Source organism: Microbulbifer mixtoriginis (SeqCode), assembly GCF_052466865.1.
This window is the reverse complement of record NZ_CP174293.1, coordinates 2,444,131-2,461,628: the sequence shown is the minus strand read 5'-3', so window position 1 is coordinate 2,461,628 and position 17,498 is coordinate 2,444,131. Positions and strand designations below refer to the sequence as shown.

At 53.1% G+C, this 17,498-nt stretch carries 13 protein-coding genes; 6 read left to right on the top strand and 7 right to left on the bottom strand.

Annotation, left to right across the window (positions count from 1 at the left end):
* Window positions 1-7: 7 nt before the first annotated feature.
* Window positions 8-1,408 (bottom strand): tryptophanase, encoded by a 1,401-nt coding sequence (locus tag ACJJJA_RS11255; RefSeq protein WP_444904643.1) that lies wholly within the window; start codon window positions 1,406-1,408, stop codon window positions 8-10.
* Between the two features lie 960 nt (window positions 1,409-2,368).
* Here ACJJJA_RS11255 and ACJJJA_RS11250 point away from each other — a divergent pair.
* Window positions 2,369-3,196, top strand: coding sequence for a hypothetical protein (locus ACJJJA_RS11250; RefSeq protein ID WP_444904642.1), 828 nt, complete (start codon window positions 2,369-2,371; stop codon window positions 3,194-3,196).
* A 285-nt stretch (window positions 3,197-3,481) separates the two neighbouring features.
* Here ACJJJA_RS11250 and ACJJJA_RS11245 read toward each other — a convergent pair whose 3' ends face one another.
* Window positions 3,482-3,847 carry a VOC family protein gene (locus ACJJJA_RS11245; RefSeq protein WP_444886062.1) on the bottom strand — a complete coding sequence of 122 codons (366 nt, stop codon included), beginning with the start codon at window positions 3,845-3,847 and terminating at the stop codon, window positions 3,482-3,484.
* 179 nt (window positions 3,848-4,026) lie between these two features.
* Window positions 4,027-5,250 (bottom strand): CaiB/BaiF CoA transferase family protein, encoded by a 1,224-nt coding sequence (locus tag ACJJJA_RS11240; protein WP_444904641.1) that lies wholly within the window; start codon window positions 5,248-5,250, stop codon window positions 4,027-4,029.
* A 141-nt stretch (window positions 5,251-5,391) separates the two neighbouring features.
* Between ACJJJA_RS11240 and ACJJJA_RS11235 the strand changes: the two genes are divergently transcribed.
* Window positions 5,392-5,709: an Mpo1-like protein gene (locus ACJJJA_RS11235; RefSeq protein WP_252085752.1), complete on the top strand. Its 318-nt coding sequence runs from the start codon at window positions 5,392-5,394 to the stop codon at window positions 5,707-5,709.
* Window positions 5,710-5,715: 6 nt separating this feature from the next.
* Here ACJJJA_RS11235 and ACJJJA_RS11230 read toward each other — a convergent pair whose 3' ends face one another.
* On the bottom strand, window positions 5,716-7,140 hold the full coding sequence (locus tag ACJJJA_RS11230; RefSeq protein ID WP_444904640.1) for a TyrR/PhhR family helix-turn-helix DNA-binding protein: 1,425 nt from the start codon (window positions 7,138-7,140) through the stop codon (window positions 5,716-5,718).
* 195 nt (window positions 7,141-7,335) lie between these two features.
* On the opposite strand from ACJJJA_RS11230, the gene phhA reads away from it, so the two are divergent.
* From phhA to ACJJJA_RS11215, 3 genes are all read left to right on the top strand, one after another.
* A complete protein-coding gene (gene phhA / locus ACJJJA_RS11225) occupies window positions 7,336-8,142 on the top strand; it encodes a phenylalanine 4-monooxygenase (RefSeq protein ID WP_252085750.1) in 807 nt (268 codons plus the stop codon).
* Window positions 8,143-8,441: 299 nt separating this feature from the next.
* Complete coding sequence (locus ACJJJA_RS11220) at window positions 8,442-8,918, top strand: Lrp/AsnC family transcriptional regulator (protein ID WP_252085749.1); 477 nt, start codon at window positions 8,442-8,444, stop codon at window positions 8,916-8,918.
* Between the two features lie 66 nt (window positions 8,919-8,984).
* A complete protein-coding gene (locus tag ACJJJA_RS11215; RefSeq protein WP_252085748.1) occupies window positions 8,985-10,154 on the top strand; it encodes a cation:proton antiporter domain-containing protein in 1,170 nt (389 codons plus the stop codon).
* Here the strand turns inward: ACJJJA_RS11215 and ACJJJA_RS11210 are convergent.
* From ACJJJA_RS11210 to ACJJJA_RS11200, 3 genes are read right to left on the bottom strand one after another with little or no spacing between them, the layout of a single operon-like run.
* Window positions 10,151-13,300 carry an efflux RND transporter permease subunit gene (locus ACJJJA_RS11210; RefSeq protein WP_444904639.1) on the bottom strand — a complete coding sequence of 1,050 codons (3,150 nt, stop codon included), beginning with the start codon at window positions 13,298-13,300 and terminating at the stop codon, window positions 10,151-10,153. The genes ACJJJA_RS11215 and ACJJJA_RS11210 overlap by 4 nt on opposite strands.
* Window positions 13,293-14,531 (bottom strand): efflux RND transporter periplasmic adaptor subunit, encoded by a 1,239-nt coding sequence (locus tag ACJJJA_RS11205; RefSeq protein WP_444904638.1) that lies wholly within the window; start codon window positions 14,529-14,531, stop codon window positions 13,293-13,295. Before ACJJJA_RS11205 ends, ACJJJA_RS11210 begins: the two co-directional genes overlap by 8 nt.
* Window positions 14,531-15,967, bottom strand: coding sequence for an efflux transporter outer membrane subunit (locus tag ACJJJA_RS11200; protein ID WP_444904637.1), 1,437 nt, complete (start codon window positions 15,965-15,967; stop codon window positions 14,531-14,533). The genes ACJJJA_RS11205 and ACJJJA_RS11200 overlap by 1 nt, the downstream gene beginning before the upstream one ends.
* A 314-nt stretch (window positions 15,968-16,281) precedes the next feature.
* Here ACJJJA_RS11200 and ACJJJA_RS11195 point away from each other — a divergent pair, with 314 nt between their 5' ends.
* On the top strand, window positions 16,282-17,466 hold the full coding sequence (locus tag ACJJJA_RS11195; protein WP_444904636.1) for an acyl-CoA dehydrogenase: 1,185 nt from the start codon (window positions 16,282-16,284) through the stop codon (window positions 17,464-17,466).
* The last annotated feature ends 32 nt before the right edge of the window (window positions 17,467-17,498 follow it).

Here is a 17,498-nt window from a genome sequence, read left to right as displayed (position 1 = left end):
CCATTACTTACAGAGACTTAAATCTAGCCGTAAAGTGTCGCAACACTGGCGGCTCATATTCAAAGGTCAGCCCCTTCAATTCATGTGCTCGATTCTGCAGCTCTATAATCGCATCAGCGATATAGTCCATATGATCATTGGTATATACACGACGCGGAATCGTCAGGCGCATCAATTCCAAATCCGCCTTCTTCTGTTCACCGGTTTCCGGGTCACGCCCCAACAATAAGGAGCCAATTTCCACCGCACGGATACCCGCTTCCAGATACAGCGCGTTAGTTAAAACTTGTGCGGGGAATTGTTCTGGTGGGATATGCGGCAGAATCTTAGCCGCATCGACAAACACCGCATGGCCACCTGTTGGAGACTGAATGGGCACCCCACCCTCGCGCAAACGCTCACCTAAGTAGGCTACTTGGCTGATGCGGTATTGCAGGAAATTTTCATCGGCGGCCTCATAAAGACCCCGCGCCAATGCTTCCATATCACGCCCCGCCATGCCCCCGTAGGTTACAAAGCCCTCCATAGGTACGCAGCGGGTACGCACCGCCTGGAAAAGCTCCTCATGATCACGGATACAACATAGGCCACCAATATTCACCATCGGATCTTTCTTGGCAGACATGGTCAGCATATCGCCGTATTGATACATCTCGCGAATAATCTCCAGGATCGACTTGTCCTGATAACCTTCTTCGCGCTGCTTGATAAAGTAGGCGTTCTCACAGTAACGTGCCGAATCGATCACTACTGGAATATCGTATTTCGCGGCTATCTCATATACTGTGCGCATATTCGCCATGGAAACTGGCTGGCCACCCGAGCTATTGCAAGTTACCGTGGTGATAATTGCACAAATATTATTCGCCCCATGTTCCTTAATGGTCTCGACCAAAAGATCCAGGTCAAAATTACCTTTCCAGTCATAAGCCGTTAAGGTATCAAAGGCCCGCTTGTCCAACACATTAACCGCTTTACCACCATTCAACTCAATATGGCCCGCGGTGGTATCGAAGTGATAGTTGGAGATAAAGACTGGTGTCGTACCACCACGTACCTGGCGCATACGCTCAATCAGAGCGGGAAACAGGATCTGTTCAGCACCACGGCCCTGGTGGGCGGGAACGGTTAATTTATAACCAAAAAAGTGCTCCACTGCTTGGCACAAGTTGTAATAGTTGCGGCTACCTGCGTAAGACTCATCCCCCAACATCAAACCGGCCCACTGGTTATCGCTCATGGCCCCAGTGCCAGAATCTGTTAGCAGATCAATATAGACATCATCACTGCGCAGCAAGAAAGGGTTCAAACCAGCTTCCGCCAGAGCCTTCTCTCTATCGTCCAGAGTGGTCATTTTGATCGGCTCAACCATCTTAATGCGGAATGGCTCAGGAATACGCTTCATCATTATTTTCCTTATCAATCCTGACAGCGTGAACTGAATTATTGACTCAGTCACACTGCATGCTGTTTTTAACGCGGATATAGTACAGATGAAGTGGTAAATGTGCGAATGAGAAGTGATTGGAAGTAGGATTGCCTTACCTGTGAAGGGCATAGAGGGTATCAAGATACTAGTAGCGTGGACTAACCCTACATATATGGTTTTGACGATTTTTTATAGGCATCTATACCAAACATGAAAAAGATTGTTGGTGATATAACAGTTGCAAAGAAAAATCTTAGCTACCTACCATGCCAAAGTAATAACGCCGCCAGTGATTTAAAAATCAACTTCTGGGTAGCCAGGTGCGCCAACTTTTAACATTCTAACTGGATCCATCTCGGCCATTTCTTCAAAGCCTCTCTGAGTAATGGAAGGTCCATCGAAACAGCGTAAACCCAAAAGCGAACCAACACGGACGGGGCTCATCGTAGCCACATTGCTAGGCCCTACCTAAACCCACTCACCGTAAAAGCAAACTCACTCACATGAATATTCATACACGTTTCTACTCTGCCAAAATAACGAAGCACATTCACTCAAGCTCATCTAATCATAATTGAACCTTAAAAGAGCAAAAGACTAACAAATATGGAATTACAGTACCAAATACAGTGCACACCTTGAAGCCAGCTTTATTTACTTATTTAAAACCGTACTGTAAGCTCACCACAAATTATCGGATAATTTTAATCACGGAGGGATAAATTAATTCAGATATTTTACCTCAAGCGATCAATCGCTTGAAAAAACTGAAAATTTTCACAACTTATTTCACACTTCAAGATTTAAAGAGCTTTTTTTCAAGAGACACTATTCCAAAGTGTGACATTTAACACGTCAAGTGGGCAGGCCAAAAACTTCACTATTTAGACCTTCAGCATCACTTGGTGAAAAAATACAATTATTAAGCAGTAGATTGATATGTTTCCTAAATATGCCTTAGTAACAGCAGCTATTTCTGCAGCCTTCATTGCCTTTGAAGCACAAGCAAAAACCTTCAAATACGAAATTCAAGATATTACTTCATCTAATGCCTCAATACAGTATCCAGGCCTCGACTTAAATGGAGCCAACTCTGCAACACTGATCATTGATCAGGCAGATCCTTCATCTCCCGCTGTGATAACCTCGCTAGATGTAAACTTCCCCAATGCGTCCAAATTATCCGTAAGGAATTTCAACTCCACTGATGGATTACACCGGGCCACAATTGGCAACACCTGGGTATACCGCCAACTCAACATTGAAGTGCATGGTGTAGATTTTCAAAATTCTAGCGATCAGAATATTTACATTGACGGCTTTGTATCTGAAGCAGAGAGTTTTATCGGTGCAAATCAACCAGGAAACCAAGGACAGCCATTATTTCATGTCGGAGGTCGCTTGGTTGATGTAACCCCAGGAAAAGTCACTGATATTAAAATTCTTACTCTCGACGGGAACAGGCTCAGATTATCACTAAACGACAAGATAGCGGCGAACCCAAACAACAACCATGAGAGTGTCATCGTTATTGATTCACTATGGTTTGGAAACGGGGAAGCAAAGCTATATATCCCGATCCCTATGGCTAACAATGAAGCTAAATTTGCTGCGCCATACAAACTCAACATATCTACCACTTCTGGTCCTGAAGGGGATGAACACTTCATTCATGTTCTCGCAAAAGACGAGCGCGGCAACGAATTCCCCACTGCGGAATTCCCCCTCCAGCATCTGCTCGAGGAAGCTTACCGCAACCACCAATAGTTTTAGTTAAACCCTAATACTCTAAAAGTGGAAATGAGTGGCTTTGCTGGATTTATTTTACAATATTCCTTCAAAGTCACTTCCATATCTATACTCTTTATCCAGAAATGGAAAAGTCTAAAGCCAACAGCTCCATAAATTACCAATTGATCATGCTGAACGACAACAACGTTGACAAACCTGTTACTCCCAGCCGACTGATGATAACTACTGATAAGCTCTTCCAATGTCAGATTGAACATCTCAGATCAGTAACATATAGCCTTTTAGGAAGTCTTTAACCACCTAAACCAGCGCATTCACTTCCACCTTGATCCCCACCGGATCAAAAAATACCAACTGCCTTAGATTACGGCCCGGTACATCCCTCTGCTCGCTGGCAACACCCATCGAATCCAACTGTTGTTTTATCGGTTGAAGGTCCTCGGTAAGGAAAGCCATATGGTCCAAATAGGGCTTTGTAGCCTGTTGTTCAGAGACTTCTCCCTCCATGAGATGGACAATCGGTTTGCCATTACCGTAGAGCCAGAATCCGTTGTTTTTAAGGTTTGGTCGCTCTCCCTCTGTGAGGCCAAGGACTTTTGTATAGAAGTCCCGCACCTGCAGCAGCTGACTCCAAGGTGCAGTGATATTGAAATGGTCCAATTGCATAATGCTTCCCTGTGCTATTTCCTTTATAAGATATAGGCAAAAAATAAACCGTTTACGAGCCAATCACGATCTATTCACAGCATGTCTTAAGAGCCGGGCTTCCTTGCCTCCCCAGTTAAATCTGACTCAATATTGTGATTTAAGCCCGGTAAAATATGTTTGCCGGGCCCAGGTATTAACTACACGACGCCGTTGCGGCGCAGTTGGTCAATTTGCTGCTCATCTTTTCCCAGTAACTCGCGCAGTACTTCTTCAGTGTGCTCACCCAATACCGGTGGAGCCTGCTGGTAATCGAGGGCAGATTCGGAAAAGAGTACCGGGTTGCGAACAGTTTTTACTTTGCCGGCTCGCGGGTGATCCTGCTCCACCACCATACCTCGCGCTTGCACCTGTGGATCGGCAAAGACCTCTTCGAGAGTATTGATCGGTCCGCAAGGCACATGGGCTTCGCTGAGTTTTTCCAACCACCAGGCAGAGTTCTGCTGGCGGGTAGCATTCTCAATTTGAGGGATCAGCTCATCGCGGGCTATTACCCGTGAGGAGTTACTGACATATGCGGGGTTTTCTGCAAGCTGTTCTATACCCGCGATCTTACAGAAACGCTTGAACTGGTCATCGTTGCCAACCGCCAACATAAAATAGCCGTCTTGCGAGGGCACAGCCTGGTAAGGCACGATATTGGGGTGGCCTGTGCCCTGGCGCTCGGGACTTTTACCCGAGGTGAGGTAGTTCTGGGCCTGATTAGCAAGCCAGGACACTTGGGTATCCAGCAGGGCCAGATCGATATGCTGCCCCACTCCCGTCTGATGGCGGTGCACTACAGCGGCGAGCACCGAGGAAACCGCATACATGCCCGTCATCAGGTCGGCAACGGCCACCCCCACTTTTTGCGGCCCGGCACCTGGCTGCCCTTCGGGCACACCAGTGATACTCATCAATCCGCCCATCCCCTGAATCATGGCATCGTAGCCGGCGCGGTTTTTATAGGGGCCGGTTTGACCGAAGCCGGTAATGGAACAATAAATCACTCCAGGATTAATGGCCTTGATAGCGTCATAATCCAGGCCGTATTTTTTTAGGCCACCTACCTTGTAGTTCTCCAGAAGAATATCGCAGCGGGCAGCCAGTTGTTTAATCAAGTCCTGGCCGGCTTCCGTGGTGATATCTACAGTGACCGATTTCTTGCCACGGTTGGCGCTCAGGTAATACGCAGCATCGGCGGTGTCATTGCCCTCGGCGTCTTTGAGGTAGGGAGGGCCCCAGTGACGAGTGTCATCACCGCGCTCAGGGCGCTCCACCTTAATCACTTCGGCGCCAAAATCGGCGAAAACCTGTCCGGCCCAGGGGCCTGCAAGAATACGACTGAGATCGAGTACTTTGAGATGCGCGAGCGGTCCTGCCATAACTTCCTCGTTTCACTAATACGGGGTGCATCCCCGAAAATTTTTGCGGCAGACTAACAGATATTCCCGATATGCGCCCAGCTTGGAAGACTATTGAATTGGCCTTACACTGCGGGAGCAATAAAAATAAGGAGGCATAGCATGGCTGCTATAGAAGCCCAAAAATTCGAATCTTTCCGCGACTTTTACCCATTCTACCTGCAAGAGCACAGCAATCTAACCTGCCGACGATTGCACTTTATTGGTACCAGCCTCGTATTTGCCACCGTGATCGCAGCGATCAGCACAGGCAATATGCTGTGGTTTGCCGCTACACCGCTGGCTGGTTATGGTTTTGCCTGGATTGGGCATTTCTTCTTTGAACACAATCGACCTGCCACCTTTAAGTACCCCTTTTATAGTTTTATGGGGGACTTTGTGATGTTCAAGGATATGCTGTTGGGGCGTATTGAACGCTGAACTCGCCTATTTTTTGTGGGCCGACAGGCCGTATTTACGCAGCTTGTTGGCCACAGCGGTATGGGAAATGCCCAACTCCTTGGCTAGCTCTCTAGTAGAGGAGCGCCCCACCAACAATTCACTGAGTAATGATCGCTCCAGCTGCTCCATCATCTCTTTGTAGCTGAGCCCCCTGCCCCATTCCCGCCAGGGTAAACTCGCCGGCACGGTTAAGTCCGGAAGGTCCTCAATATCTATTGTGCTGGCGCCACGACGTTTACAGCTGCCGAGGGCAGCTGCCAGGTAGTCACGTAAACCATTGAAGTTTTGCGGCCAGTCATGACGGCGAATCAGTTCGAGCACCTCCAATGCCAAAACAGGCGCCTCCTGATCGGGGAACTCCTGTCGCAAGAGCGTTTCAGCAAATCGTGGTAGCGCCGGTCGCATATTGCGCAAAGGAGGCAAGACCAAGGAGAGCGCACTAAAGTGCTGAGCTAGAGCCGGCACCAATGACCGAGGCTCGGAACAAGTGGCCACTAGGCGTATTGAAGGTGGCAGGCTGCGCAAACGGCGGGCGATTGTCAGCTGGGCCTCGCCATCCAGCTGATGAAGATCCTCCAAAATTAAGGTTCCAGTTGAGCGCAGATGCCTGGGGATTTCCATTTTCCCATTCTGGGGCACAATACGGTGGCAATCTGCACGGGCAGCAGCGGGTGATAAATAATGCACCGCACAGGCAAAAGTAGTTTTACCGGTCCCCGCCTCGCCACAAACCAGCAAAGGAGAATTCAATTCAGAGAGGTCCTGCAGTTGCAGGCAAGTCTCCCGGCGTAAATCAAAATCCCACAGCGCCACAGGGCGTGGAAGTCCTGCAGCAAACTCACTTTTCTCCGCAGGTTGCATACGCAACACGGCACCGGCCAAAGAGTCCACATCACCAGTGTTATCTAAGGCTATCGGTGACCAGTCCACACGGAAATTTTGTCCCCGTACCACAACCGGGAGCCCAAAACGGGGCACCGCAAAATCTCTCAGCAACTCGGCTACCTGCATCAACGGTAGAAAACGCTGTAACTGTAAACCCGGTACCCGATCGAGACTGACCCCGAAGGCGCGCGCAGCAGCAACGTTAGCGGCAATAACCCGGCCGGCATGGTCCACGCTGAGCACTGGATCGGTCACGTGCTGTAAGAGGGTATCCAGTTCAAAATATCGCCGTTCCAAGGGTAGCAACGAGATGCGCCTGACCCTTTGGACACCGGGAACACGGTAGAGAGACTTCTCAATAGCCTGGTACTGGGTTGTGAGCATACCTGGCGCCAACAGGTAGACCTTATCTCCACTGTCCCCCCCCAGCTCCCCAGAGGTTACATTAATCCGATATTCGCCGAATATTTGCATAATTTCATGCAAAATACCGACACGATTAGCGCAGGTTATTTCGACTCTCACCAGCCCACCTGTAAAGTTTTCTTTACAAAAAGTGTAAGAGGTTTGTAGTGGAGGACGCAATACCTCCACGCTAAGCCTCCCCTAAAGGCAGGCCTCTGACTAAAAATAGAGGTGACACATAACAACAAGGATTCAGCGGCGGGGCCACTAGCCTCCAACACTTGGAGAGACTGGCAGGCCGCAGGAGACAAAATCATGAAAAAAGAAGCAGCCAAGAAGAGCACCCAGTACGTGGCCCGAGAGCCCAACGCCGAGGGCTTTATTGAGTATACCGAGCTGGAACATCAAACCTGGCAGCGCCTGATAGAGCGCCAGCTGGAAGTATTGCCCGGTCGCGCTTGTGATGAGTATATGCACGGCCTTGAGCTGCTCGACCTGCCCCGCGATCGCATCCCCCAGCTTGAGGAAATCTCCTCTGTACTGCGCCGGGAGACTGGCTGGGAAGTGGCACGTGTACCCGCTCTGATCGGCTTTGAAACCTTTTTTGGCCTGCTCGCCGATCGCAAATTCCCTGTTGCCACTTTTATTCGCACCCCTGAGGAATTCGACTACCTACAGGAACCGGATATCTTCCACGAAATTTTTGGCCACTGCGCCATGCTGACCAACCCGGCCTTCGCCAACTTTACCGAGAAATATGGCCAGTTAGGCCTAAAAGCCTCCCCTAAAGAGCGCGCTTATCTGGCGAGACTCTACTGGTTCACCGTGGAGTTCGGTCTGCTCAGCACCGAAGACGGCCTGCGTATTTACGGTGGCGGTATCCTTTCCTCTCCCAAGGAAACCCTCTATGCACTGAGTAATGAACCAGAGCGCTTCGACTTCAGCGCCATCGACGCACTTCGCACGCCTTATCGTATCGACATTGTGCAGCCGGTTTATTATGTTCTGAACAATTTGCAGCAGCTGCAGGAGCTTACCGAAATTGACCTGATGGCCATGGTGCGCGAAGCCATTGAGCTTGGTTTGTTCGAGCCCCGCTTCCCGCCGAAGAATGCCGCCTAAAAGTTATCTGCCGGGCGCTACCACAGCGCCCGGCACTCTCTCTCCCATATCCTTTCAATACCCGCATCCACTTCCTATTTGCACAAAGTGCTCTCATTGAAGTTGCACTTGGGGAAAATTCCACTACCGGCGCAATTCCCATGAGCCTATCGTTACGTCAGGTGGAAAAGGAAGAGGCAAACTACCTGCCAGCCTTCTAACCACCCAGAACATCAAACCACCGCCAGGGCAATGCCAGTGAGGGCTTCTACTTCGATACAGGGACACAAGACCCTAGGCCAAGGGAGCGCTGTAGCACTATGTCCTCACTTGACGCGATTGATAGACACCTGCTCGCTATTCTGCAATCGGACGTCAGCCTTTCTATTGAGGAGCTGGCGGAGCGTGTGGGACTCACAAAGACCCCTTGCTGGCGCCGGGTGCAGAAGCTGGAAAAAAGCGGCATCATCCGCCGCAAGGTCGCCCTGCTCAATGCGGAAATTCTGGGCCTGCCAGTTTCGGTGTTCGCCCAGGTAAAAACCGACCAGCATACCCCGGAGTGGGCAGAAGCCTTCTCAAAGCATGTAGGACAACTACCGGAGGTGGTGGATTGTTACCGAATGGCCGGGGACTACGACTACCTGCTGCGAGTGGTAGTGAGCGATATTTCTGCCTATGACCGCTTTTACAAGGAGTTGATCAGGCACGTAGGCATCAGCGATATCATTTCGAATTTCGCCCTGGAGCAGATCAAAAGCACCACTGAGCTGCCCATTCCCTCAGAAAACCAGGAGTGATAAGGGTTTAGCTGTTCGCCCATCTGTGGATAATGATGAGACCTCGCTCACTTTCAAGGATGACTTGTGGCGGACAGCTCCCTCTTCCAATCCTTCTTTCTCATTTTTAGTGGCGCCGCGATAGTTGCCACCCTGGCACTCTTCGGCCGCCAACCCTTATTAGTCGCCTATATCGCCCTGGGTGTACTGCTGGGACCATCTGGGCTTGCGGTCATCGATAATCTGCGCCTGCTCTCAGATATGTCCAACGTGGGCATCATTTTCCTGCTGTTCCTGCTGGGGCTGGATATGCAGCCCCAGGCATTGGTCTCGGTGCTGCGCAAAGCCACCTTTGTTGGCATTATCAGTTGCGCCATCTTCCTGGGTATTGGTTTTTCTATCGGTCAGCTGTTTGGCTTTACCACTATGGAGAGCTGGGTGATCGGTATGGCCTTGATGTTTTCCAGCACCATTATCGGTATCAAGTTATTGCCTACCACGGTACTACACCACAAGAAGCTGGGGGAGTTGATGGTGGGCCTGTTACTGTTTCAGGATTTTGTCGCCATCGTCTGCTTGATGATTCTGCTCAGTGACAGCAGTGGGGATATGCACCTGGGACAAGTAGCCCTATCTTTCGGAGCCCTGCCCTTATTAGTAGCGTTTGCCTGGGTAGTGGTGAAATACCTATTGTTGCCACTATTTAGCCGTTTCGACCGTTTTCACGAGTATGTGTTTTTGATGGCGCTGGGCTGGTGCATGGGCATGGCGGAACTAGCGGAAACGCTGGGGCTGTCGCGGGAGATCGGCGCATTTATCGCCGGCATCACCCTCGCTGCCAGCCGAATTTCCCAGTACATAGCCCTCAACTTGAAGCCCCTGCGGGATTTCTTTTTGATCCTGTTTTTCTTCAGCCTTGGCGCCCAGTTCAAACTGTCGATGCTGCCGGAAATTCTGGTTCCTGCACTGGTAACTGCCGTGGTGGTGCTGCTAGCCAAGCCGGTGGTATTCCGCTATCTACTCGGTGGCCACAGCGAACTCAAAATATTGGCCTGGGATATCGGCTTCCGCCTGGGACAAATCAGTGAATTCTCCCTACTGATCGCCCTACTGGCCTTTAGCCAGAATCTCATCGGCAGCGAAGCCTCGCACCTGATACAGGCCACCGCCATCCTGACCTTCCTGGTGTCCTCTTATATCGTGGTGATGAATTTCCCCAACCCTATCGCCACCAAAGACGAACTGCGCAGGGATTAAACCTGCGCTGGCCTGACTAGGGATTTAATCGCTACTTTCGCCTTCTCCAACAACAAGGGAATATCCTTTCCGAACATCAGGTAAAGGCAGGGAACCAACAAAAGAGAAATAGCTGTAGCTGCGAGGATTCCGTAGCCGAGGGAAATCGCCATCGGAATCATAAAGCGCGCCTGCACCGAAGTTTCAAAAATCATCGGCATCAGGCCGCAGAAAGTGGTAACTGTAGTCAGCACAATTGGGCGAAAACGGCGCGCCGCTGCACGCTTAATTGCAGTTTCCAGATCAGCACCCTCATTGCGCAAGCGATTGCTGTATTCGATCATCACCAGGGTATCGTTAATAACCACCCCGGCGAGCGCCACCATACCCAGCAGGCTCACCATACTGAGGCCATAGCCCATCCCCAAATGGCCGAGCAACGCGCCGATCACACCGAAGGGAATGGCAATCATCACAATTAATGGCTGTATGTAGCTCTTCAGCGGAATCGCCAGCAACAGGTAGAGCACCGCCATCGCCAGCATAAATGTCATCCCCAGTGAGGCGAGTCCCTCACGCTCATCCGCCTGACGTCCCTCATAGGAGATACCGAGGCCGGGAAATTCCGCTTTCAGTTGCGGCATCACACTGATATTCAGCTCGTTAATCACCAGTGCCGCCTGATCGCTGGGCTCCACATTAGCAGTAACCGTGGTTACCCTACGCCCTTCGCGACGGTTGATTTTGGCGTAGGCCCGCCCCTGCTCAATTTCGACCAGGTCGAGAAGTGGCAGCCACTGGCCATTGCCGGCGCGGATCATCATATTGTGTATATCGTCCATCGTAACCCGCTCAGTTTCCGGCAGGCGCACCATCACCTTCACCTGGTCGCGCCCGCGCTGTTGACGCAAGGCTTCAGCCCCATAGAGGGAGGCTCGCAGCTGGCGGCCAATTTCCTCCGCAGAAACGCCCAAGCTTTTGGCCGTTTCCGTCAGGGTCAAGTCGAGCTGGGTTTTACCGAGAGAAATACCCGCATCGATGTCGCTGACATTGGGGAATTTCTCCAGCTCACCAGCCAAGCGTAATGCGGCCTGTTCCAGTATGTCCGTATCGGTATGGCGGAGCTCTACAGTGAGAGAGGAACCGGCACCGGGCCCACCGCGATCGGATGCAGTAATTGCGCTGAGAGAACCGGCTATCGGCCCTACCTCCCTTCGCCACTGACGTACAAACTCCCCGGTAGAAAAACTGCGCTGATCCGCCGCAACAAAATAGGCATCCACCTGAATCGCATCATCCCCGATCAGGCCACGACTACCGAGGAAAACCTGATCACGATCATATTGTTCGAGCACTCTATCGGCCGCATCAATAATCTGCGCCCTGGCTTTCTCCAACTGCTGTTGAGGGGTACCGGTAGGGAAAGTTACCGCGAAGCGTCCAGAATCCCGCTCCACTCGCGGCATTAAGGTGAAGCCCATACGCCCACTGGCCGCATAGCCCGCCATCACCAACAAGATGGCAATAGCGATGGCAATGGTGCTGTAGCGGTGCGCTACACAAAGATTCAAGAAGGGCCGGAAACGCCTCTGTACAAAACGGTCCAGGCTGCGTGCCAACAATTTTTGTCGAGCGGCGAAACGGCGGGCCCGCCGACTCTTGTAACCCCGACGTGAATGGGCCAGGTGCGCCGGCAAAATAAACAGCGCCTCCACCCAGGAGATGATAAATACCGAACCCACCACGAAAGGAATTACGCCAAAAATCTTGCCCATAAACCCGGGCAGTTCCATTAAAGGAATGAAGGCGACGATATTGGTGAGGATGGCAAAGGTCAGTGGTACCGCTACCTGGCGAGCACCGGCAATAGCCGCCTCTAAATTGCTATAACCTTTCTGCCGCCATTCGTGAATATTTTCCCCGGCGATAATGGCATCATCCACCACAATACCCAGGGCGATAATAAAGGCGAACATACTCACCATGCTGATTGAGATATCCAGCCCAGGCAGAAACAGCAGTGAACCGAGGAAACTGGTGGGAATACCGAGGGTCACCCAAAATGCCAGACGCAACTCCAGGAAGGCACCAAGTACCACAAATACCAGCAGCAGGCCGATAAATCCGTTCTTCAATAGCAGAGAGAGGCGCTCTTTAAAGATCTCCGAGTCGTCATCGCGAATGGTCAGCGTCACTCCTGGCGGCAGGCTGGCTCTGACCTCTTCGAGCACTTCCCGCGCCGCCTCGCTGACACTCATCGGTGTCTGCTCACCTACGCGGTAGATTTTGATACTGACGGCGGGCTCCCCGTTAAACACCATGTTGCGCGCTTCGTCCTCAAGGGCATCGCTGATATTGGCGATATCACGCAGATACACCGGGCCGCCGCCACTGCCACGGGTTACCACCACATTGCCGAACTCGCGCGCCCAATCACGCCGCTCGGTAACCCGAACCAGGATTTCGCCGGCATTGGATTTAACACTGCCGGAGGGAATATCCACCGCCGCGTTTTTTACCACCTGGGCAACTTCTGTCAGAGTCAGGCCATAGCGCCGCAAATCGTCGCGACGTATCTCAACGGCCACTTCCAGATCTCGAACGCCCTGGGCCTCCAACTGGGTGATACCGCTGTGCGCCTCCAGTTTGTCGTACACCTGCATGGCCAGGGCGCGCAAACTGCGATCCTCCAGATTGCCATGCAGGACCAGGTCCAATACATCGCGCTTACGCTCGGCCAGACTCACCTGTGGGCGCTCAATGTCACCGGGGAAGGTGGTCACCGAATCAATGGCCTGCTGAATATTCTGAAAAACCAGATTGGCATCCGCATCGCCCTCAAGTTCCAGAATCAGTGAAGCGCTACCCTCGTTGGCCGCACCGCGCATCTCTTTAATGCCGACAATACCCTGTACCGCCTGTTCGGCGGCCACCAATACACCACGCTCCACCTCTTCCGGACTGGCGCCGGGATAAGAAATGGAAACCGTCACCCTATCCAGACTGAACTCAGGAAAAACCTCTTTCTTCACCACCAGGGAGAAAACCAGCCCGCCCACAATCAGGACCAGCATTAACAGGTTGGCGGTTACATGGTTGCGCGCCATCCAGGCGATAGCGCCCTGGCGGGTATCAATAGTCGCATCACTTTTTTTGCCTTCAGTCATTGTCACCCCCAGTTTCACGGCGTCGCGCTCCGGCACCCGGGGCCTCACTGGCTGAAGCAGCAGCATCGGCGGGCAGCTCTTTGACCGAACCGGGGCCTGCCGCAATCCGTACCGGCATACCTTCGGTAACGGTGATCAGACGAGTCGTAACCAGGGTTTCGCCACCGTTTAGCCCCTTATCGAGCACTGCAAAATCGCCGCTGGTATAGGCAACCCCAACCGGCTGGATATTGGTGCGATTGTCGCGTACCACCCAAACCAGGTTGTCATCTTGCAGGGCCGTAAGGGGGATTCGCACCAGCGCTTCCTCAGCTCGTGAGACAATTTCCACCCTAGCCAAATCATTCAGCAAAAGCTGCGGCTGAGAGGGGTCCAATACAGAGAGAGGATCTTTCAATTCCACCAGTACGCGTGCCAGCCGCCCCTGCTCCTCAAGCACCGGTATCACCCGAACAAACTCTCCCTGGCGGAAACTGCCGGCGGGCCACTGACTGCCATAAATGCGGACTTCCACATCGCCACTATCCAGACGGTGTAATTGGCTAGCAGGTACCTCAACAGCAATCTGGAAGCGGCTAGCGCTGGCCAAACTGTAGAGATTAATCCCGGGGGATACTCGATCCCCCACATCCACATTACGCGCCACCACTAATGCGTCAAAAGGGGCACGCACTTCGGTCAGGCGCAGATTACGCTGCGCCAGAGCCACCTCGACCTCCGCCGACTGCACGGCTGCTTCGGCCGCAGCTTTCTGGGGTTCACGCAATACCAGTGCACGGTCGGCTTCTCCCAGAGCAGTGCCAAGCAGTTCGTACTCTTCCTGTGCCACCTGCTGCTGCCCCAACTCTTGCTGTAACTCCGCACGCCGGCCGGCGAGGGTGCTCTGAGCGGATTTCAAGGCCAATTGGTAGGGTTCAGAATCAATACGCAGCAGTACTTTACCTTTGGGTAGAACCGCGCCCGGCCCCAGATCGTAGTCGAGCCACTCCACCTGCCCGTCTACCAAAGGCTGCAACTCCGCCAATTCGCGCGCGGTCACTTTTCCCAGGGCGCTTAAAGTCATGGGGAAACTCCCTTGCTCCGCCACCGCCACATCCACAGCCGGCGGTGGCATCTTGCGCTCACCGCGAGAGACTGTGGGTTTCTCCCGCAGCATCCAGGCGGCAATCACAGCTGCCAACACCAGTAAAGCCACAGGTATGAGCGAGCGCGGATTGAACTTCTTTAACATCAACTATTTCCCTCCAAGTACAACTCCAGGTCTGCGGGCTCCGGTTCGGGCAGGTCTTGCTGCGGCAGCCCCCCGGACAGTGCGCGATATAATGTGACTCGGTTTTGCAGCAGCTGGCGTTCGGCAGACAACACCTCACGAGCCAGGCTCTGCTGTTCGGTGGTAGCCGTCAGCAGATTGAGAAAATCGACAGCACCGCGTGTATAGGCACGGTTGCGCCGCTGCACGATCAGGTCGGATAAACGCTTTCGTTCTCGCAGGTGTTCGAGTTCCCGATTCAAGGCACCTTCGCGAATCAGGGCCTGCTCGACTTCTGACAGTGCCTGATTCACGGTTTCTCGATATAGCGCCCAACGTTCCTGCAAAGCCGCATCCTGTTGCTGCCTTGCGGAACTGAGCGCACCGCCATCGAAGATCACCCCTTCCAGGGAGGCGGCGATAGCCAACAGCCAGTTCTCGGTAATATCACTGATGAGGCTGGTACCGTTACTGGCCACAGCGGATAGACTCAGTACGGGCAGCCTGTCCGCCCAAGCCTGATCAGCCAGGTGGTAATCCTGCACCAGCTTGCGCTGGGCTTCCCGTACATCTGGGCGCCGTAGCAACAGTTGCGATGGGATGCCTGTATCAGGCAGGGCCGGCAAAAACGGCAGACTCGCCTCTTTGTGGATATATCCAGTCAACTGATCCGGATTGATGCCCAGTAAAGTGGCCAGTTGCACCTTCAGCACTTCAATATCGGCGCCTGTCTGTTCCAGCTCCTGCTCAGAGCGCTGCACCAACTGGCGCTGCTGCAGCACATCGGCGGCGTCGCTGACCCCGCGTGCAAAACGCGACTCCAGCACCCTGAGAGACTTCCGATTAATTTCCAGCTGCTGCAGCAGTAAGTTGTGCTGCCCCCACTGTTCGCACAGCTGCAACCAGGTTGAGGAGACTTCCGCCGCGAGGCTCAGAGCGGCGGTATGTAGATTTTGCTGCTGGGCCTGAAGCCCTGCCTCAGCCGCGCTGGCTCCTGCGCGCACGCGTCCCCAGAGATCCAGCTCATAACTGGCAGCGATACGGGTACTCCAGCTGTTACCCTCGTTGGAAGGGTCGGTAAATTCCCCAGAGGAGTAGCGCTGCTCGGTATTTTCTATCTGGGCAGTCACTCGGGGGAACAGCCCTGAACGGGCTCCACGGGCCGCCGCCGCAGCTTGGCGCAGGCGCCAATAGCTGGCCTGCAAGCTGGGATTATCCCGCAGAGACAGCTCTACCAACTGGTCGAGCTGTGGGTCTTCAAACCCTCGCCACCACCGGACATCGGCCGCTTCAGCACCCGAGGCGCTGAATGTCTGCGGCAGAGACAAAATATCCTGCGGCTCGACAGTCTCAAGGGGCTGAGAGGAACAGCTGGCCAGCAGTGGAACACAAATTGCCAAAACACGGTAAAAGCCCAAGAAAAATCACCGGAAAAGTATTTAAAAACAGGAAAAACAGAGAATTATTGCGCCCATTATCTTCCGACAAAAATAGCTCGCAAGGCGTTTTACCCTTGTTTACACAGCCATGCTCAAACCAGTCTAAATTTTGCTGCCGTTAGGAGTGCCCCATCGCAGCTACTTAGGTATGATGCGCCACAATAAACTGAATGGTCACTGGGTTTTGCCGCGGGATGCTTGCCAATGTCCCTTTCAAGATTCGGCAACTTTTTGCCGGATTGGCGACAAACCCCGGTGCCGATTAATAACGGAAGAAGTAGAAGAGACTAGCCATGAGTAAACATCAGCCACTCGCCCACTGGGACGACATCCTGCTGCTGGACCAGCAGTTGAACGACGAAGAACGCATGGTGCGCGATGCCGCACGCGAATACTGTCAGAACAAGCTGATGCCGAGGGTCTTGGAGGCCAACCGCCACGAGATTTTCGACCGTGAAATCATGAGCGAAATGGGCGAGCTGGGCCTGCTGGGCTCCACCATCGAAGGCTACGGCTGTGCCGGTCTCAACTACGTTTCCTACGGCCTGGTAGCCCGCGAAGTCGAGCGGGTGGACTCTGGCTACCGCTCCGCAATGAGCGTGCAATCCAGCCTGGTAATGCACCCGATCTACGCCTACGGCAGCGAAGAGCAGAAGCAGAAGTACCTGCCCAAACTGGCCAGCGGTGAGTGGGTTGGCTGTTTTGGTCTGACCGAGCCGGATGCAGGTTCCGATCCCGGCGGTATGAAAACCCGCGCCAAAAAAGTAGACGGCGGCTACCGTATCAGCGGCGCCAAGATGTGGATCACCAACAGCCCCATTGCCGATGTATTCGTGGTTTGGGCCAAAGATGACGAAGACATCATTCGCGGTTTCGTACTAGAGAAGGGTATGGAAGGCCTGAGCGCGCCGAAGATCGAGGGCAAGTTCTCCCTGCGCGCCTCCATCACCGGCGAGATCGTGATGGACAATGTCTTCGTACCCGAAGAAAACAAGTTCCCCGAAATTGGCGGACTGCGCGGCCCCTTCGGCTGTCTGAATCGCGCCCGCTACGGTATTTCCTGGGGCGCCATGGGTGCCGGTGAGTTCTGCTGGCACGCAGCGCGCCAGTACGGCCTGGACCGCAAGCAGTTCAACCGCCCACTGGCTCAAACCCAGCTGTTCCAGAAGAAGCTGGCCGACATGCAAACCGAAATCACCCTGGGCCTGCAGGCTTCCCTGCGCGTTGGCCGCATCATGGATGAGAACAAGCAGTTCGACCCCACCATGATCTCCCTAGTGAAACGCAATAACTGCGGTAAGGCCCTGGATATCGCCCGCATTTCCCGCGATATGCACGGCGGCAATGGTATCTCCGACGAGTTCCACGTGATTCGCCATGTGATGAACCTGGAAGCGGTAAATACTTACGAGGGCACCCACGATGTTCACGCCCTGATTCTGGGCCGCGCCCAAACCGGCCTACAGGCGTTCGTCTAACGCCTCACCGGGCGCCACCCGCGGCATACGCG